Genomic DNA, 17665 nt, shown 5'->3' on the forward strand with positions numbered 1-17665 from the left:
GTTGTTTGGGAACTACAATAACGGTTATGTTCCTTGAGCCGTTGACGGCTTCTTCCAGAAATCACTTTTGGCAACAGCCGGATCGGGTTCGGGCCAAGCCAGCCCCATTCGCTCAAGCGTACCCACCAGAATTTCCGCCACCAACATATTTCTAAAGCCTTTGTGATCTGCAGGAATAATCCACCACGGGGCGTGTTTGGTACAGGTTTTTTCAAGCACTTGTTCGTATGCATTGGCGTACATGCTGTAGTTTTCACTGCAATGCAGGTCTTTTTCTGTCAGCTTCCAGCGTTTGTCCGGGGCTTCCCAGCGCTCAACCATGCGTTGGTGCTGCTCTTCGCGCGAAATATTCAGGAAAATCTTCAACACCGTGGTGTCGGTTTCAACCAAAAGCCGTTCGAAATCATTGGCTTGGCGAACACGCTCCTCCACCCATGTGGGCGACACATTGTCTTGAATAATTGGCATGATGATGCCGTCGTAATGCGATCGATTGAAAATAACCGACTGCCCAGCACCAGGCACATGCGGGTGCACGCGCCACAGAAAATCATGCGCTGCCTCGTTTTCTGAAGGTTCTTTGAATGACACCATGCGCAGTGCCATGGGGTGAACTGAGCGCATGATGGCGCGGGCTGCACCGTCTTTTCCGGCCGTATCCATGCCCTGCAAAATCACAAGCAACTTTCGTTCGCCTTGCGCGTACAAGCAGGTGAGCAACTGGTTCAAACGCTCGGATAGCTGATCGATTCGCTCGTGCATGTCCTCTTTGGAAGGCATGTCACCATAGCGTGTGGGCCATTGTCTCAAACGCACCGCCTTGCCGTTCACCATGCAGGCTTGACCCAGAATTTCCCACTGGCTTTCAGGCACCAAGGCGTCGGGAAGTACTTTTTCAGAGCGCTTTGACTCTTTTTTTCTGGTGGTTTTGATGTCAGGTTTGTTGTCTGTCTTCGTCATGCTGATCCAGGTTGGTCTTGTTTTCTACGGACTTTTGAATTTCGAACCGCACTTTGTCAAATGATTCAATTCGCACCTGACCAAATCCTTTGACTTGGTTAAACAGGTCAAGGGTGTGATTCACGCTTTTGCTGTGCTGCACCATTGAAGGATTATTGTGCATCAGTTCGATCCACGATTCAAACCAGTTCATTAGTAGAGTCTGGTTTTTACGTTCTAAAGTTCCCTTGAAGGGATCGATCCAGGTGCCTCGAATCCCGCGAATTGCAGCCAGGGCCTTGAGCACAGGCCGAACCCAAACACCCAACTTTATTTTTCGAGGGCGGTCTGTGTGCCCGGCCAACCAGGCTGGTGCAAAGTGAAAATACACATTGGCACCCGGTTCAAACTGACCCAGTGTTTCTTGGCGCCATTGGGGATCAGAATGCAAACGGGCCACTTCATATTCGTCTTTGAAAGCCAGCAATTTGTAGTAGGTGCTGCACAAACGCACCCATTGGTGCATGCGCCCGCACGCTTCAAACAAAGCGCGCAAGGGCAACACTCTGGCTGTGAAACGATCAGCCAGCGCCTTGTTTTGATAACGCGCTAACTCTTGCTGGTAGCGGTCAAGTTGTTCATCCGCACTTTCTGCCCGATAGCTTGTTTTTTGCATAGGCAACAGCAATTCAAGTGCAGGCAGGTCTTGCACAGCGAGGCGCCCCATATCAAAAGCCAGTAGGTTTTCCTTCACCTTCACACCATTCAACTCGATGGCTCGGCGCAAGGCGGCCAAATGCAGGGGCAAAAATCCGTGCTGCCACACCACACCCAGCAAAAATGCATTGGCATACACGGTGTCGCCTAACAATTGATCAGCCAGCCACTGGGCTCGAATGGGATGGAATTGCTTTTCGGGGTGCTTTAGGGCCCGCGCAATGTCGGCATGCGTTTGCTCAACAGGCACACACCAGTCTCGCTGGGCAATAAAATCGGCAGTGGGCGGCGTGTCGGTGTTCACCACAGCGAATGCCTCGTTGCTGAGCAACTCCAGCGTTTTTTCGTGTGCGGAAACCAGCAAGTCGCCGCCAATCATCAGGTCAGCTTCGCCCACCGGAATTTTCGAGGAGGCCAAGGGTGTGCCTGCGGGGGCAAACTGCACATGTGAAAAAACTGCACCGCCCTTTTGCGCCAAACCAGCCATGTCCAAGCCCAGTGCCTGCATGCCTTGAAGGTGTGCGGCCATGCCCAGCCAGGCACCAATGGTGACCACGCCCGTGCCGCCCACACCGTTGATTAACACGGCGTAGCGTTTGTCCAGCGCATCAGGATGAACAACAAAACGGGGTTCAGCCAAGCCAGCGCGGGCTTTCGCCAAGGCGTCGGCGGCGGTGGTATTTTTGCGCTTGACCAATTCAGCGCCTTCTACAGTCACCAGGCTAGGGCACAGACCTTCAAGGCAACTGTAATCTTTGTTGCAGGTCGACTGGTTGATGGTTCGCTTCACGCCCCATGGTGTTGAAACCGGTTCAATCGAAAGGCAGTTGGAGTGCTTGGAGCAATCACCACAGCCCTCACACACCCGCGGGTTGATCAGCACCCGCTTGGCCGGGTTGGGAAACAGCAGCTTGCCTGTTGCCGGGTCAGTGCGTTTGCGCCTGCGTCGTTTTTCCGAGGCACAGGTTTGCTCGTACACCAGCACGGTAGTACCGGAAGTGTTGCGCAGTGTTTTCTGCACTGTGTCCATGTCCCGGCGATCAAACACCTCAATGCCTTCGGCCAGTGGATCGACGGGTGACTTGCGCCGGTGTTGTTCCGGGTTGTCGCTCACAATCACGATTTTGGCCACCCCTTCTGCTGCCAGTTGACGGGTGAGTTGCGGCACAGTCAACGTGCCATCCAGTTGTTGGCCGCCGGTCATGGCCACAGCGTCGTTGTAAAGTAGTTTGTAAGTGATGTTCACACCTGCTGACACACTGGCCCGAATCGCAAGAATGCCGGAATGAAAGTAAGTACCATCGCCCAGATTGGCAAACACATGCTGTGTTTCAGTGAAGGGAGCTTGGCCAATCCAGGGCACACCCTCTCCACCCATTTGCGTGTAGGTTTGGGTGTTTCGGTCCATCCACACCGCCATGTAATGGCAGCCAATACCCGCCATGGCGCGGCTGCCTTCAGGCACTTTGGTGGAGGTGTTGTGCGGGCAACCCGAGCAAAAATACGGCTTCCGTTCCACTGGCAAATGCACGGGGCGGCCCACTTCGTGGCGTTGCGCAATGGCCTGTATCCTGCTGGCTATGTGGTTTTGTACATCGACGGGCAATTGCAGGTGTTGCAGGCGTTTGGCAACGGCTTGCGCAATTAGCGCTGGGTCCAGTTCATAGTGGCTGGGTAGCAACCAACTGCCCTGCGGCAGCGACCATTCGCCGCCTTCGCGACCATCCTCGGAAAGCCGTTCATCAAACTTACCGTACACCTTGGGGCGCACATCTTCTCTCCATGCATACAGCTCTTCCTTGATTTGGTATTCCACCAGCTGGCGTTTTTCCTCAACCACCAGAATTTCCTGCAAGCCTTGCGCAAAGTCGCGAATGCCCACCGCATCCAAAGGCCACACCATGCCCACTTTGAACACCCGAATGCCAATTTCGGCGCAGCGTTGCGGCGTCAAACCCAGATCATTCAAAGCCTGCAGCGTATCTTGATAGGCTTTTCCAGTGGCAACAATGCCAAACCGCGCATGCGGAGAATCAATGACTGTGCGGTTGATGCCATTGGCGCGGGCAAATGCCAGTGCAGCATACAGTTTGTGGTCGATTAAACGCGCTTCCTGGGCCAGCGCTGTGTCTGGCCAACGGATATTCAAACCGCCCTCTGGCATGGTGAAGTCGGTGGGCAACTGCATGCGATGGCGCTGCGGATCAATGTCGACGGTGGCCGAGCATTCCACCACATCGGCCACGGTTTTCAGGCCCACCCAAACACCTGCATAGCGGCTCATTGAGTAACCCAACATACCAAAATCTATGATTTCCTGCACATTGCTGGGGTACAGCACAGGAATCAAGGCGGCTTTAAGCACATGGTCGGATTGATGTGGCAAGGTCGAGCTTTTCGCGGCGTGGTCATCACCAGCCACCAACAACACCCCACCGTGCTTCGAAGTACCTGCAGCGTTGGCATGTTTGAATACATCCAGGCTGCGGTCTACGCCAGGCCCTTTGCCATACCAAAGGCCAAACACACCATCTACTTTCGCACCTTGAAACAAATTCAGTTGCTGGCTGCCCCACACAGAGGTTGCGGCAAGGTCCTCATTCAGGCCAGGCTGAAAATGAATGTTCAGCGGCTTCAAGAACTTTTCGGCACCCCAGAAAGCCTGATCTACGCCCCCCAAAGGCGAACCCCGATAGCCCGACACGAAACCACCGGTATTCAAGCCGTTAATTCGATCTACTTCAGCTTGCAACAGAGTGAGGCGAACCAGGGCTTGAGCACCGGTCAGAAAAACACGACCTTTTGGAAGAGAATACTTGTCGTTAAGCTCAACAGGACGGTATGCAGGGTGATACGGGGCATTCATAACTACGGTCCTCCAAGGAACAGGTGGGTTCCAGCGAGTAGCAGGTGCCCAGTGCTTGCCTTGTGAGCGGCACTGGACTTTTAATCCACTGAATTAATCCTCTGAATTCAGTTTTACACAGAGCCCCCCGGGCTTCAAGTCCCCTGGCGGGATGAAGGATTCAATTCTGCGTCCTCAATGTCGATGTCTTTTACTTTGTCGACCTTGAACATTTCCTCGGGGCGTGGGTAGCTTTTTTTGGTTCTGCGCGCGGGCAACTTCTCGCCCGAAAACATTTCAACCGCAGTTCGCGCCACTTCCTTGGTGTCCAACGCTGCGTAGGCAGACACAATTGCCGCACCCGCAAACGGCACGATTCGAGACGCAGTGCGCTTGGCAACACGCTCAAAAATTGCCTGCCCAATCTGCTTGCCAACCCGCACTGCAATGTCTTTACTGCCACTGCGGGTAAAGCGGTCAATCATATCAAGCACGGATTTGCCCGATTTGTCGTCATGGTCCAGGGGAATGGATCGCTCATATTCCCGCATGGCAGTGCCTGCCACATGGCTAAACAGGCAGCGCATCAACTCTTCTTCGGTTAAGGGCTTTTTGTGACCAAATGCAACTGCAATGTCCACCACCATCTGGGATTGAATGCGCCACACAATCACCAAGTCGGGCAGTACAGTCAGCATACCCAGTGGCCCTACCGGCAAGGCCAAGCCGCCAGACACCGCCGCAGCCTTTGCGCATGCTTTTTGGGTAATTTCTTTGGCGCGATCATAGGGTCTTTTCGCTTTGCCAGCTTCCTTGCTTTCTGGTACGCCACCGGTAACCATTCCAAACACTGCATGCAGGGGCCCCATAAGGGCTCTGGGTAAGTTGCTCTTTTGCATTAATAATCAACCAAAGGCAAATTGTTTCTAGTCGGATTAGTGATCAAGTCACATACTTGGTTTAATATCGTAACTCACAAGGTGTAATCACATCGGTGTCAGACCCCTGACTTTTTCGTGATCCTTGGGGTCAAAATTCGGAATAGACGGTGCAATACTCACTCTATTTTGTGTTTTGATCCATTTGGTGATCCCCTAATATGGGGATCTTCGACCTTGAGTTGATGTTTTCACACAGGAGTGAATGTCATGATTAAAGCAGCAAAAAAGCAGTTGGTTCTGAAACGCAAGCAAGAAGGTGCGTCTTTGATTGAATACGCGGTAATTGCAGCCTTGGTTGTGGCTCTGGCTGTGGCCGGCTTCGCTACCTTGGGTGGCGGTTTGGATACTGCATTTGGCAACATCGTTACCTCGCTGACGGGCGGTGGTGATTAAACAAATTATCACGAATTGTTAATGAACCTCAATATTCGGGCCAGCTCAGCAACTGGATTTCGCGCTGACCGACAGCGCGGCGCTCAGCTTGTTGAGCTGGCTCTAATGTTGCCGGTTGTTCTCACAGTGATATTTGCAATTGTGGGATACAGCCTTCTGTTTATGATTCAACACACTTTAAGTTCTGCTGTATCGCAGGGCGCCCGAAGTGTGGCAGTGGCAGGAAGCACAGCAGATCCCGAAGCAGCGGCAAGACAATTGTTATTGAATGCATTACCTAGTGCGATGTACCCCGCTGGATTCAGCTTTTCAACTGACCAGCTTGCTGGTGCGGCAGACTGTGGGAATGCGCTTGGCGGCGGAACAAACCCGACTCTAAATTGTTTGGAATTTCGCGGGTTTTTCACCACCTCGGAAAATGCATTTCTCTCTAACATTCCTTTCGCTGACACTTTTTTTCCAGATCAACTGAGCGCCTCTGCAGTCGTTTTATACCAAAGTACCGACGCACTTTAATTTATCCCGGGAGCACTTCGCGACATGTCAGGCAAAACAAAAATATTCGCATTGCTCTTGTTGGGCATCGGCCTAATTTTTATGGTCATGGCATTTTTGTCAGGCCAAAATGTGCGCAAGGGTGGAGAGGCCATCAAGACCGAGATCGAACGTTTCCCGGTGGTGGTCAGCGCGGTTGAAATCCAGTTCGGCAAACCGGTTACCCCTGAAATGTTGAAGGTCGAGAAGTTTGCAATTGCGCCAAGCGGCGCTTTCACCGACATCGGCGATGTCATCGGCAAAAAACCTCTTTTTAACATTGGCAAAGGCTTGCCTGTCACCAATCAATACTTCGAATCAGGTGCAGTGGCGGCAGAGGTGCGCGAAGGCTACCGCGCCTTCGCGTTGCGGCTTGATGAAAACAATGTGGCCACCGCAAAAATCAAGGCGGGCGACTACGTGGATGTGTTTTCGATTTTCAAGTCCAATACCCGAGACATTGAAGAAACCATTTCCAGATTAATCATGCCCAAACTTCGCGTACTGTCGGTTGGCGCCCAATTGGTGAATGCGCCAGAGACCGCCAACGCAGCCAATGAGAAAGACGTGAACAATCGCCAGGTTCGTCTGAAGGCGATGATGGTGGAAGTGCCAACTGGCGATGTAAACACGCTGGCGATTGCACAAACGGAAGGTGAATTGTTCGTAGTTTTGCGAGGCCCCGAAGAAGAAGAATTGCCTGACATGAGCAAATACCCTCAGCCTGACACGGTACTGAAGCCTTCTTTGGTTAAAGGTGAAGATGGCAAGGTTTTAAAAGTGCAGCCCCCAGTTGAATTGACCGCAAGCGACAAGGCTTTTGCAGGTATTTCACTGAACAACGCGATGTTACCGGGAAGCGGCAATTCCAAAGACAACAAAAAAACTCCACAAACAGGCCAGCGCAGCGCGCCTCAACCAGCAACTGTAGAAATTATTCGTGGTGGTGAATCAACCCGGGAAACAGCGCGATGAAGAATAAAAAGATGCCCATGAAAAGACTGTTTTCAGGCCTGGCCCTGCTAACAACGATCAGCCTGCTGACTCCGCAATTTGCAACTGCACAATCGGTTGACTCGACCACCAGCAGCGCTGCGCCTTTCGTACTCACGCTGAGCACCGGATTCCAGAAGATTGTTAATCTTCCAAGTATTCCCGCGCGAGTGTCGATTGGCGACCCAAGCATTGCATCAGTGACCGTGCTGAAACCTACCGACCGGGGCGGAAAAAATGCCGGCGTTTTAGTCACGGGACTAAAAACAGGCTCAACGTCATTGCTGATTTGGGACCGTGGCGCGAGCATGGCTCGGGTGATCACGGTGTCAGTCACTGGCAAGGCGGCTGAAACCATTTCCACCATGAAAGACCTGAATCTTGAAACCGAGGGTCAGGTATTGAAATTATCTGGCTCGACTCCCAGTGTGGCAGCCTATCAACAGGCCAGGGAAAGTTTGATTCGGCCGGGCAGCGACGGAAAGCCTGCCGAACTCATCGACCAAGCGACCATACAAACCTCTGGTACGGTTCAGGTGGATGTCAAGGTTGTGGAATTTACTCGAAGTGAATTACAGCGTTTGGGAATTAATCTCGCAGGTCAATTTGGCGGTGGCCAATTCAGCTATCAGATTGCAAACCCTATTGCTTCAGGCAACACTTCTGTGGCAAATGCATTTGGTTTAACACTGGGAAGTCTTGCAGGTGATCTGACAGCAAGTCTGAATATTCTGCAAGCCGATGGCTATGCCAAGGTACTTGCAGAGCCATCCCTGATTGCACAATCGGGGCAAGACGCATCCTTCCTGGCCGGTGGCGAAATTCCAATTCCCGTCCCGTCAGGCAACGGCACAATCGGCATTGAATACAAAAAATTTGGTGTCGGCTTAAGCTTCACGCCCACCATCTTGTCCAATAAAACAATTGCACTGCGAGTGTCCCCAGAAGTAAGCGATCTTGATTTCTCGCGTGGTACCTCCATTCAAGGCGTGCTGGTACCAGCAATCCTGACCCGCCGAGCCAGCACCACAGTTGAACTGGGTGAAAATCAAAGTTTCGTGATTGGCGGGTTAATCAGCCGCAATATTATTGCCAACGCCAACAAGGTGCCATGGCTGGCAGACATTCCGGTACTGGGCGCCTTTTTCAAAGGCAACACGTACAGCCGTGAAGACAAAGAATTGCTGATTATCGTAACGCCACGTTTTGTAAAACCACGTGCGGCCGACGCACCGGCCATGGCCCTTCCAGGTCAAAATGTAGGCATGCGCCCACGCAGTGTATGGAGCCAGCTTTTCCTTCCAGCCGCGAATGAGCCCGTACCTGGCTTCACACGCAATTAAGGGGAATCAGCGATGCAACAGAGCATGCCCCGAATATTGTTTATCAGCGGATCTGACGCCAATTGGCTCTGGCTATCTGACGCAGTGGGCGACCGCTTCATGCTGGTACGTGAATCAGGCACATTCACCGAAATTACAAAACGCGTTGGCTTGGTGTCGCCAACCATGGCGGTGGTGGATTACTCGCCCCATGTGGGCCTCGATGCCAGCCTGATCGTCAAGGAACTCAGGGAACTCGCACCCGACCTTCCTGTGGTGGCCATGGGCTCCAAAGACTCCACCGAAGACGTAGTAAACGCTCTTCGTTCTGGCGTCAAAGATTTCCTGAGTCTGGACTCCAATGCAGGTGAAGTCACCAAAATTCTGGCGGGTGTGGTTGAAAAAGCACCCAAGCAAAGCAACGAAAGAAAAGGTTACGCCCTGGTAATATTGGGCGGGCGTCAAGGGGTGGGTTCCACTACCTTGGCGGTGAATCTGGCGGTGCAGTTGGCCAAACAAAACAAAGACAGTACTTTGTTACTGGATTTCGGTTTGCCCCTGGGCGATGGCCTGGTGCATCTGCCCGCTGAAGACAAGCAGGGTGCCATGGATTTCGTGGAGTGTGTTCGCAACCTGAAACGCTTTGATGCCACCTTGGCAAAAACTGCATTTCGGCGCAACAACGCCACTGGCGTGGCAATACTTTCATTGCCACGCAACCTTGCAGACCTGCGCGACATTTCCGCATCAGATGCACTGAAATTTTTGAACCTGATCAAATCTTTCTTTGAAAACATTGTGATCGATTTGTGCGGTTTCTCGAACGTTGAATTCGTCGCCAGCCTGCTTCGAAGTGCCGATGCCACAATGGTGCTCACCCCCCAGTCGGTGCCGGGCATTGTGACCGCTGCGGAATTGATCAAAAGCCTCAACGACAAAGGCATTGCCACCCAGACATTCGACCTGGTCGTAACGCCTTATCACAAAGAGGTTGCGCTGGACGCTGAATCGATTGCAAAAAAACTGAACATTCAGACGGTACATACTTTGCCCGATCGGCGCGCTTCCTTGATTAATGCAGTGAACGGTGGGCAAGTACTCTCAAGCACGGACACCAAAGACCCCTATTCGAAAGCCGTTACCCAGTTATTGGGCAAGGTCAATGCCAACAGGAAACGGGTTGATGCAACAAGCGGACTGGGATCAACCTTCAAGAAGTGGTTTAACAAATGAGCGAAATCATTTTCGGCCAGGAAGCGCCACTGCCGAAGCCTGAAAGCATCGAGCAAAACGTTGCAGTTAACGATGATGCTGCGAATTCGGCAGAGGGCTTGCAGTTCGCTGCTGCGAAAGTCAGTGACATGGACTCTGCGGTGCTGGCCGACGTCAAGGAAATGGCGCACGAACACATCCTGGCCATTATTGAAAAGAAAGGCGCCACCTTTGCAAAAATGGACAACGCCGCACTTGAGAAATTTATTCAAGGTGAAGTGCAAAGTTTGATTTATGGCAAACAGATTCCACTGAATGATTCCGAAGTGGCTTTCGTTGCCGATTCGCTTTACAAGGAAATCGCAGGTTTTGGCCCGCTGGAAGATTTGCTGGCCGATCCCAATGTTGAAGACGTCATGATCAACGGCTACAAAGACGTATACGTCTCCAAGCTTGGGCGCATGGAACGTGTTCAAGCCCGTTTCGTCGACAACGCACACCTGTTGCGCATTGTTCGCAGAATTCTTGCCCCCCTGGGCCGCAGACTTGACGAATCCAGTCCCATGGTCGATGCCCGGCTGCCTGATGGCAGCCGAATCAACGTCATTATTTCACCATTGGCGCGCGACGGTGTGGTCGTTTCTATCCGAAAATTTCGAAGCATTCCACTGCGCGCAGAAGACCTGATGGGCCTGGGTACCTTCGATTCCCGAGTGTATGAATTGATGCAGGAAGCCGTTCGCAAACGCTGCAACCTTGTAGTCAGCGGCGCAACATCCACTGGCAAAACATCGATGCTCAACGTGCTAGCAGAGTTCATTCCAGCCGGCGAACGACTAATTACGATTGAAGACACGGCAGAACTTCAACTGAACCACCACCATGTGGTGCGTCTTGAAAGTCGCCCAGGTGGCCACGAAGGCGCCGGTGCGGTTTCCATTCGGGATTTGGTCAAAAACAGTTTGCGCATGCGCCCAGACCGAGTGGTGGTGGGCGAAGTACGCGGCGCAGAAGTGTTGGACATGCTCCAGGCCATGAGCACTGGCCACGATGGTTCCATGGGCACCATTCATGCCTCAACACCGCGTGACTGTTTACATCGCCTCGAAATGCTGTCGGGATTTGCTGGCTTTACAGGCAATGAAATGAGCCTGCGCCGCCAGATCGCTTCTGCACTGGATTTGATTGTTCAGATTGTGCGTTTGCCCTCCGGCAAGCGCCGCATTTACAGCATCACGGAAGTGGCTGGCATTGTCGACGACAACATTTTGTTACAAGACCTGTACCGCCATGAAAGTCGGCTTGGGCCAGAAGGGCAAGAACTGGACAACTGGGTCCCCGTGGTGCCCTACCCGAAAAACCCGAAAATCTCGCACATTCGACTGACATGACCTTCGGACTGATCGCCGCCGCTTTGGTATTCATTTCCCTGGCCCTGCTTCTGCTGGGCAGGGGTGCTGAAGAACAAAGCCGCAAACTTGCGGAAAGCCGACTGGACATTGCGCTGAGCAAGTCGAGAGACCCCCTGGCACTTGAAAAAGACCCCCTGCGCAAAAAATACGTGCCGCAGTGGATCACCGACAGCCTGATTTCTGCGGGCCTGACCATGGACCGTGCTTTGGGTATTCGGATGGGTTCCGTGTTGCTAATACCCGCGCTTGCTGCTTTTGTATTTCGCGGCGCCACAAGCGCAGTGGGTGCACTCATTCTGGCGACTTTGGGTATCGCGGCCTATGTGCTTTATCGCCAGCGCAAACGTCGACTGCAAATGCTGAGTCAGCTTCCAAACTTTCTGGATGGTGTGGTTCGGGTCAGCGCGGTGGGTTACAGCCTCACCGTGTCATTCAATACCGCACTGGAAAACGCAGAGTACCCGTTGAAAGAAGCGTTGGGACTGGCCGTGCAAATGCAATATGCTGGCCTGGAACTAGACCAGGCCATGCACAGGCTGGCCCGTGTATACGGCTTGACCGAATTCAAGCTGATTGCTTCAGTGGTTGCGCTGGCCCTTAACTACGGAGGCAAAAGCGATATTTTGCTGGGCCGCCTTGCGCAGTACTTGCGAGATCGCGAACAACACCATCAGGAAATGCTCGCCATGTCATCGGAAGCGCGTATGTCTGCGGTGTTCATGTGTTGCCTGACCCCAGCATTGGCTGGAATTATTTTAACGCTGAACCCTGCTTACCTGGGCACCATGTGGAACGACGACACGGGACGCATGTTGCTGTTTGTCGCGGGTCTATTGCAGATCGCCGGTGCTGCCATCATCTACCGCATGGTCAAAAGTATTTAGAGGCGCCCACATGAGCATGGATACATTTTTGACGATTGGTATTTTTTTCCTGGGTGTCGGTTTCCTTGGGCTTGCCTGGAGTTTGCTAGGCCAATCCAGTCGCAAAGAAAAGGCATTGGCTCGAATTGACGAGTACACCGAGCAACGCCGCCGGGTTCAAACCTCGGTAAACGTCAGAAATCAGATTCCCACCAGCGTATTGACGGGTCGAATTGACCGACTGGGGCAGCAATTCAGCCAAACCAAGGCTTTTTCCTACTTTGTTGAAGACGAAGACAAAAAACTTCTCGGCCGTGCCGGTTTTGGTCGAGAAGAAGATTTAAGCCGATTTGTGTTGATACGAATCGCCTTGGCCCTTTTCGGCTTGGCAATCGGCCTGTTTCTGAACTTCGATTCCGGTTTCGGAGCCATTCCCATGATCCAGGTCATCGCCACGACGGGCATTGGCTTCATGGCACCCAAATGGTTTCTTAAAACAATCGGAGAAGGCCGAGAGGCCGCGTTCGAGCGTGAATTGGTTGCGGTTGTCGATGTGATGCGCCTTTTGCAAGGCGTGGGCCTTAGCGTGGATCAGTCGATCGAAATTATGGCGACCCAACTGCGCGACCTGGTGCCGATCACAGGCCGAATGCTTTATCGATCCAGGGCCCAGGTCAAATCGGGCGTGCCTTGGAACGTGATTCTGAAAAAAATGAGCACTGTGTATTCCAGCGACGAGTTCAAATCGTTCGTACAGGTTCTGGGGCAAATCGAAAAATTTGGCGGTGCCGTTCAAGAGCCGTTGAAACAGTTCTCAGACCGATTGGTCGAAAAAGAAAGAGCCAATGCAAAAGAGGCAATGGGCAAACTGACTGTTAAACTAACCGGCGTGATGGTGATTACCATGTTGCCAGCCCTTTTGATCATGACAGGGGGCCCCGGTATCATCTCCATCATTCGTGCATTTGAACGGGTCGGAGGATAAAGCGTGTCAAGCAGTAATAAACAATCGGGGAAAATAGGCGGGAAACTGGCTTTGCTTTTGTTGCCGTTGCTAATGGCGGCCTGTGCTACGCCGCAACAGACAGCAACAGGGCCGCAGACAGCCACCGCGCCCGCACCGGCGCCCGCGGAATTGCCTTCATACAACATCACAGCAACCAGCCCCACTCAGGAAGCGCTGATTGAAGCTGAAAACAAAGAACAGTTTCGCGAAGACGAAGAAAGCAGACAGGCACGGGTGCTGCGGGAAAAGAACCTTCACCTGAAATTGGTGCAAACGATGATTGATCAAGACAACGCCTACGCTGCGTTGGCCCATCTGGATGCCTACGACCAAAAATGGGGAGCCGACCGACCCAGCAAGCAACTTCGGGCTGACTCATTGCGCAAAACCAGCCAACTGGACCAGGCCGAACTAGTTTACAAATCGCTGCTGGGTGGCGGTCAGGAACAGATGAAAAGCGGGCCGATTTGGTATGGCCTTGGCAAAGTGGCCATTGAACGAGGCGACCTGCGTGGTGCAGCGACCCGGCTTGAAAAAGCGGTACAAACAGACCCTTTGCACATCAATGCCTATTCAGACCTTGGACTTGTGTATTTGCTTGAAGGGCAAAAAGAACCCTCTTACAACACCCTGATGAAAGCCAATCAACTGGCCAGTGGTGACTCCAAGGTCATGGCCAACCTTGCGCTGTGGGGCCTGGTATTTGACGATTTCAACATGGCCATGGACATTGCCGATCGCTTGCAATGGTCTGACAGCACCCGCAACCAAGTCATGTCGCAAGCGAATTCGATCAAACGGCGGTTCGACGCCAAAGGAAATCAACAATGAACCCATTCGTTACCAAGCTAACTGGCCTGCTGTTGTGCGCACTTCCTGTGCTCGCAATTGCAGAGGAAAACAAGGGAACCACCGATCAGGAAACCGGCCTGAGCACGCGCACCTGGCTGAAAGAACAGGCCGAAGGCACCAACCGTGGAGAAGTGGAGCCTTACAGTGCTGAATCAGCGGGCAAGGCATATCGGTCCTACACAGAGTCCATTGGTGCAAAAGACCAGCCAGCCCCCACATCGCAAGTGTCGACCATTCAAACGAACTAATCTTAATCCGTGTTGGGATTTTTTCTTAAACTGTTGTCCATCATCACAGGCCAACGCTTGCTAACACCGGCACAGGCCAGCGAACAACAACGCGAGCTGGATGGCTTGCGCACCAAACAATTGGCACTTGAATCGCTTTGCAATCAGCTTCGAAGTGAGATAAAACGCCACGAAGAGACTGCACTGGACCAGCTTCGCCAAGTGAGCATGCAGCATGGAACAGATTTGATGGCCAAACAAACAGAAATCCTGGGCCTGAAAGAAACGTTGAGTCAACTTAACCAAAGTGTTGACTTGGTGAGTCAGCGTCAAATCAAAGAAAACAGTGAACTGCTGGACCAATTGAACTGGCTTTCCGGCACCATTGCCCACGACTTCCGTGCACCATTGCGCGCCATCGATGCCTATTCGTTTTTTCTCGCGGACGATTTGGGCAAGAACGCCCCACCGGAGGCCAACAAATCCCTGGAAGAAATTCGCCGCAACGGCAAACGCATGGGTGTTTTGCTGGACGCACTAATCGAATATTTGCGATTGGGTGTATGCCCACTCAACATTCAACAGCATGATTTAAGCGAAGTACTGGTGCAGGTCGTTAATGAACATTTTGACTTTTCACCCGTTGCCATTGAAATTCAAGTGCATGGCACCTGGCGCTTTGACAAACCCATGATGATGCGTGCATTTAAAGAACTGATCGACAACGCCGTGAAGTTCTCAAAACCGGTGGATTCGCCCCGAATCTTGATACGTCTACCCAGCCCGGACAATCTGGAAATTGTGGACAATGGTGTCGGATTTTCAGAAACCCACGACGCACAGAAATTCCAACTGTTTCACCGCATGCACGGCAATGACGAATTTGAAGGCGAGGGCGTCGGCTTGGCCATCGCCAAACGTATCGCTTCGCGCCACCACATCACATTGAACTTGAACCGCGTGGGCAACCAAACGGTCGCCAGCTTGCAGCGAACCGACCTGTTACCCAGCTAAACCACTTTCGACATCAATTCCAGTAGGCCTGGCAATTTACCCAAGTCACGGCGGGGCAAGGCATTGCGAACCTTGTTCCCCTCAGTCGAAGAATCCACCAAAGCAGCGGCTGGCCCTGGGGCGGGCAGGTTTCTGAACACCAGCACCACGGGGCTGATGGCTGTCTCACCCCGAATCAAGCTGCAACCGATTTGATTGCCTGTCAATTGAACCAAGCTACCTGCTGGGTAAATGCCAAGTTCTTCAAGAATGATTGCAGTGAAACAACTGTACAAAGGGTCTGCATGTGCGAACAAATCCTTGACTGCCTGCTCAGCAGTAAAATTGCTTCGATAATCGCGTTGTGCCATGCGCGCATTAAACGAGTCGCACACACTGAGCAAAACCGAACCCACATTGGTGTTGGGAACCTGGTTTGGGTAACCCGAACCATCCGGCAACTCATGGTGCATCAACACCGATTGCAACCAGATTTCGTCCTTCACGCCCAATAGCTTCAACTTGTTGGCGCTTTGCTCAGGGTGCTTTCGAATTGTTTCCCGCTGATCGCGCGACAAGGGCTCGGTTTGGGCACGCAAACGCGCCTGCAAGGTCAGCATGCTGACGTTCATGGTCAATGCCGCCTTCAAATGCGACATCAACTCGGCATCTGAAAACTGGTTGCTGCACATACCAACCCGCATCAGGGTTAGCGCCACAATCATGTGGTGCATCACGGGGTAATCATCCGAGGTGTGCCAAGCCAAGTAGGCATACGCCAAATCGAAATGATGAATGGCGATGTGTTTGAAGCGCTCTGCAAGCTCGTCCAGCACCAACAAAAACGCTTCAGGCTCTTCGTCCACAAGCGCTTTGGACAATACTTTGTGGCAACAGTCCAGTTCCTCAAACAAATCCCTGGCCTGCAAATACAGCAATGTGGACTGGGCCAACTCGGTTTCCAGCGCCACGAGTCTTTCGCCGGGGCTTCCTGTGACCGGGTTGTACCGCTTTCCGGAAGACAGGTACAAATGCTCAGGTGACAAAGACTTGCGTTGAAGCAAGGGTTGAACCACTTGAACATCTGAAATATTGATCAACATGGGCAGACTCCTATTTGTCCTGTTTTTAACGAACCAGAACGCAAAAAATAGATCGCCCGAATGGTTTAGCCCGAACCGCAGATCACTTGAACTGAAACAAAAAAAACCGCTTATTCGAAAATTACCAAGTGAAAAGAAAATGAGAATCTTGAACCCTGTCCTATTCAGGTTCAAAATCATGCAAGCCATTCAATTACTCGCAACGCCCCACCAAGACTTCCGTTTTCCGGAAACTGTCGAGTTGCAAGTGGCCGCGCCGCTACAACACGCGGAAACAGATCTGGACGATGCACTTGCTGTGGTTTTAAACGCGGTACGCCAAAGCAAAAACCCAAGTGCCATGAATGCCTTGGGCACCTTGCTGGCTTACATGGAAATGCTGGAGAAAAAACAGACCAAGCCCACAGGCACTGACGTCTGGGTGACCTTGGCCTGCCCGCTTACCATGACCTTCTGAACTGTTTCTTGGCCCGCAGTGCAAGTAGCAAAACAAAACCCTGCGCCAAAAATCCGATGCCGCTCCACATGGGCAATGACAATCCGTACAGCGGTGGGTATTCTTCGGTACACAATCCATCGGCCATGAACATGTCTGGCCAATATTGAACCCACGGCAAGGCATTCAGGGTGTTTTGTAAAGGGTCAACGCCACAGGTTTCCAAAGGATTGGCCAATACCCACACATGGTAAAACGCCACCCCTGCACCTGAAACGAACCCGGCAAGCGCAAGCAACGCAAATGCGCTACCCAGCACACCCTGCCTGGAGCTCAAGCCAATTCCCAGAAAGCCCAAAGCAGTTGCAAGGTAGGCATACCGCTGCAAAATACACAGGGGGCATGGAAACCATTCTTTGCTGATCTGAAAAAATAAAGCCGCAGCCAAGGCGCCCACACTGAGAAGAAAACCGGCAGTTGCCCATGGCTTTGCTGAAGATTGTTGCATTGTTTATTGCTTGCTTTGAACCCATTCCTGGGTGGATTGAAAAATGGACTGCATGGCAGCCACATAACGTAGCGTTTGCTCGCCCAGTGGGTTGTGTTCCATACACAAAAACACAAACCTCAGCTTTTGAAAGCCGATGGTACCTGCGGCACCGGCACTTCGATGTGCCATCGACTTGAAGGCTTTTTCTTCCATCGCCAATGGGTCGAGATCGGGGGCTTGCCAAATTTCCTGTGTTTCTTCGAAAAACTCTTGCGCAAACTCACACAGCATTTCCATGCCGAGTTCGCTCTCGAGCCTTCCCCATTGATCTTCATCAATCAATGGTTTTGAATCAAGTTCTTGTTCCGAATACATGGCCGTACTCTC

The 17665-nt window shown here is 52.2% G+C and carries 18 protein-coding genes; 12 read left to right on the top strand and 6 right to left on the bottom strand.

The annotated features are described in order from the left end of the window. Positions 1 to 24: 24 nt before the first annotated feature. From NSP04_RS03115 to NSP04_RS03125, 3 genes are all read right to left on the bottom strand, one after another. Entirely contained in the window at positions 25 to 960 is a 936-nt protein-coding gene (locus NSP04_RS03115) for a PPK2 family polyphosphate kinase (RefSeq protein ID WP_257510879.1), read from the bottom strand. Then, positions 935 to 4522: an indolepyruvate ferredoxin oxidoreductase family protein gene (locus tag NSP04_RS03120; RefSeq protein ID WP_257510880.1), complete on the bottom strand. Its 3588-nt coding sequence runs from the start codon at positions 4520 to 4522 to the stop codon at positions 935 to 937. Before NSP04_RS03120 ends, NSP04_RS03115 begins: the two co-directional genes overlap by 26 nt. Positions 4523 to 4656: 134 nt before the next feature. Next, the gene (locus NSP04_RS03125) at positions 4657 to 5370 is read right to left on the bottom strand and encodes an EcsC family protein (protein ID WP_257510881.1); all 714 of its coding nucleotides are present in this window, start codon (positions 5368 to 5370) and stop codon (positions 4657 to 4659) included. 279 nt (positions 5371 to 5649) lie between these two features. Between NSP04_RS03125 and NSP04_RS03130 the strand changes: the two genes are divergently transcribed. From NSP04_RS03130 to NSP04_RS03180, 11 genes are all read left to right on the top strand, one after another. After that, entirely contained in the window at positions 5650 to 5835 is a 186-nt protein-coding gene (locus NSP04_RS03130; RefSeq protein ID WP_257510882.1) for a Flp family type IVb pilin, read from the top strand. Between the two features lie 21 nt (positions 5836 to 5856). Further along, positions 5857 to 6351, top strand: a complete 495-nt coding sequence (locus NSP04_RS03135; protein WP_257510883.1) for a TadE/TadG family type IV pilus assembly protein — start codon at positions 5857 to 5859, stop codon at positions 6349 to 6351. A gap of 24 nt (positions 6352 to 6375) precedes the next feature. Further along, positions 6376 to 7344 (top strand): Flp pilus assembly protein CpaB, encoded by a 969-nt coding sequence (gene cpaB, locus NSP04_RS03140; RefSeq protein WP_257510884.1) that lies wholly within the window; start codon positions 6376 to 6378, stop codon positions 7342 to 7344. Further along, a complete protein-coding gene (locus tag NSP04_RS03145) occupies positions 7341 to 8705 on the top strand; it encodes a type II and III secretion system protein family protein (RefSeq protein ID WP_257510885.1) in 1365 nt (454 codons plus the stop codon). Before cpaB ends, NSP04_RS03145 begins: the two co-directional genes overlap by 4 nt. A gap of 12 nt (positions 8706 to 8717) precedes the next feature. Then, complete coding sequence (locus tag NSP04_RS03150) at positions 8718 to 9917, top strand: CpaE/TadZ family protein (protein WP_257510886.1); 1200 nt, start codon at positions 8718 to 8720, stop codon at positions 9915 to 9917. 128 nt (positions 9918 to 10045) lie between these two features. Further along, entirely contained in the window at positions 10046 to 11287 is a 1242-nt protein-coding gene (locus NSP04_RS03155; protein WP_257511209.1) for a TadA family conjugal transfer-associated ATPase, read from the top strand. Next, positions 11284 to 12192: a type II secretion system F family protein gene (locus tag NSP04_RS03160; protein WP_257510887.1), complete on the top strand. Its 909-nt coding sequence runs from the start codon at positions 11284 to 11286 to the stop codon at positions 12190 to 12192. The genes NSP04_RS03155 and NSP04_RS03160 overlap by 4 nt, the downstream gene beginning before the upstream one ends. A 10-nt stretch (positions 12193 to 12202) precedes the next feature. Then, on the top strand, positions 12203 to 13156 hold the full coding sequence (locus NSP04_RS03165; RefSeq protein WP_257510888.1) for a type II secretion system F family protein: 954 nt from the start codon (positions 12203 to 12205) through the stop codon (positions 13154 to 13156). Positions 13157 to 13159: 3 nt separating this feature from the next. Further along, positions 13160 to 14008 carry a tetratricopeptide repeat protein gene (locus tag NSP04_RS03170; RefSeq protein ID WP_257510889.1) on the top strand — a complete coding sequence of 283 codons (849 nt, stop codon included), beginning with the start codon at positions 13160 to 13162 and terminating at the stop codon, positions 14006 to 14008. Further along, a complete protein-coding gene (locus NSP04_RS03175; RefSeq protein ID WP_257510890.1) occupies positions 14005 to 14277 on the top strand; it encodes a hypothetical protein in 273 nt (90 codons plus the stop codon). Before NSP04_RS03170 ends, NSP04_RS03175 begins: the two co-directional genes overlap by 4 nt. A gap of 9 nt (positions 14278 to 14286) precedes the next feature. After that, a complete protein-coding gene (locus NSP04_RS03180) occupies positions 14287 to 15270 on the top strand; it encodes a sensor histidine kinase (protein WP_257510891.1) in 984 nt (327 codons plus the stop codon). Here NSP04_RS03180 and NSP04_RS03185 read toward each other — a convergent pair. Further along, positions 15267 to 16352, bottom strand: coding sequence for an HD-GYP domain-containing protein (locus NSP04_RS03185; protein WP_257510892.1), 1086 nt, complete (start codon positions 16350 to 16352; stop codon positions 15267 to 15269). The two genes, NSP04_RS03180 and NSP04_RS03185, sit on opposite strands and share 4 nt — an antisense overlap. A gap of 178 nt (positions 16353 to 16530) precedes the next feature. Here NSP04_RS03185 and NSP04_RS03190 point away from each other — a divergent pair, with 178 nt between their 5' ends. Further along, a complete protein-coding gene (locus NSP04_RS03190; RefSeq protein ID WP_257510893.1) occupies positions 16531 to 16809 on the top strand; it encodes a hypothetical protein in 279 nt (92 codons plus the stop codon). On the opposite strand, the gene NSP04_RS03195 is transcribed toward NSP04_RS03190, so the two are convergent. Together NSP04_RS03195 and NSP04_RS03200 are read right to left on the bottom strand one after the other, a co-directional pair. Beyond that, a complete protein-coding gene (locus tag NSP04_RS03195; RefSeq protein WP_257510894.1) occupies positions 16793 to 17296 on the bottom strand; it encodes a disulfide bond formation protein B in 504 nt (167 codons plus the stop codon). The genes NSP04_RS03190 and NSP04_RS03195 overlap by 17 nt on opposite strands. A 3-nt stretch (positions 17297 to 17299) precedes the next feature. Beyond that, positions 17300 to 17653 (bottom strand): hypothetical protein, encoded by a 354-nt coding sequence (locus tag NSP04_RS03200; RefSeq protein ID WP_257510895.1) that lies wholly within the window; start codon positions 17651 to 17653, stop codon positions 17300 to 17302. Positions 17654 to 17665 lie beyond the last annotated feature (12 nt).

Origin of the sequence: Limnobacter parvus, assembly GCF_024623725.1 — a bacterium.
In the GTDB taxonomy this organism is placed as follows: Bacteria; Pseudomonadota; Gammaproteobacteria; order Burkholderiales; family Burkholderiaceae_B; genus Limnobacter; species Limnobacter parvus.

Bases quoted from the DNA above. Each gene is read 5' to 3' on its own strand.
- NSP04_RS03115 (WP_257510879.1), bottom strand. From the start codon at position 960: ATGACGAAGACAGACAACAAACCTGACATCAAAACCACCAGAAAAAAA.
- NSP04_RS03120 (WP_257510880.1), bottom strand. From the start codon at position 4,522: ATGAATGCCCCGTATCACCCTGCATACCGTCCTGTTGAGCTTAACGAC.
- NSP04_RS03125 (WP_257510881.1), bottom strand. From the start codon at position 5,370: ATGGGGCCCCTGCATGCAGTGTTTGGAATGGTTACCGGTGGCGTACCA.
- NSP04_RS03130 (WP_257510882.1), top strand. From the start codon at position 5,650: ATGATTAAAGCAGCAAAAAAGCAGTTGGTTCTGAAACGCAAGCAAGAA.
- NSP04_RS03135 (WP_257510883.1), top strand. From the start codon at position 5,857: ATGAACCTCAATATTCGGGCCAGCTCAGCAACTGGATTTCGCGCTGAC.
- cpaB (WP_257510884.1), top strand. From the start codon at position 6,376: ATGTCAGGCAAAACAAAAATATTCGCATTGCTCTTGTTGGGCATCGGC.
- NSP04_RS03145 (WP_257510885.1), top strand. From the start codon at position 7,341: ATGAAGAATAAAAAGATGCCCATGAAAAGACTGTTTTCAGGCCTGGCC.
- NSP04_RS03150 (WP_257510886.1), top strand. From the start codon at position 8,718: ATGCAACAGAGCATGCCCCGAATATTGTTTATCAGCGGATCTGACGCC.
- NSP04_RS03155 (WP_257511209.1), top strand. From the start codon at position 10,046: ATGGACTCTGCGGTGCTGGCCGACGTCAAGGAAATGGCGCACGAACAC.
- NSP04_RS03160 (WP_257510887.1), top strand. From the start codon at position 11,284: ATGACCTTCGGACTGATCGCCGCCGCTTTGGTATTCATTTCCCTGGCC.
- NSP04_RS03165 (WP_257510888.1), top strand. From the start codon at position 12,203: ATGAGCATGGATACATTTTTGACGATTGGTATTTTTTTCCTGGGTGTC.
- NSP04_RS03175 (WP_257510890.1), top strand. From the start codon at position 14,005: ATGAACCCATTCGTTACCAAGCTAACTGGCCTGCTGTTGTGCGCACTT.
- NSP04_RS03185 (WP_257510892.1), bottom strand. From the start codon at position 16,352: ATGTTGATCAATATTTCAGATGTTCAAGTGGTTCAACCCTTGCTTCAA.
- NSP04_RS03190 (WP_257510893.1), top strand. From the start codon at position 16,531: ATGCAAGCCATTCAATTACTCGCAACGCCCCACCAAGACTTCCGTTTT.
- NSP04_RS03195 (WP_257510894.1), bottom strand. From the start codon at position 17,296: ATGCAACAATCTTCAGCAAAGCCATGGGCAACTGCCGGTTTTCTTCTC.
- NSP04_RS03200 (WP_257510895.1), bottom strand. From the start codon at position 17,653: ATGTATTCGGAACAAGAACTTGATTCAAAACCATTGATTGATGAAGAT.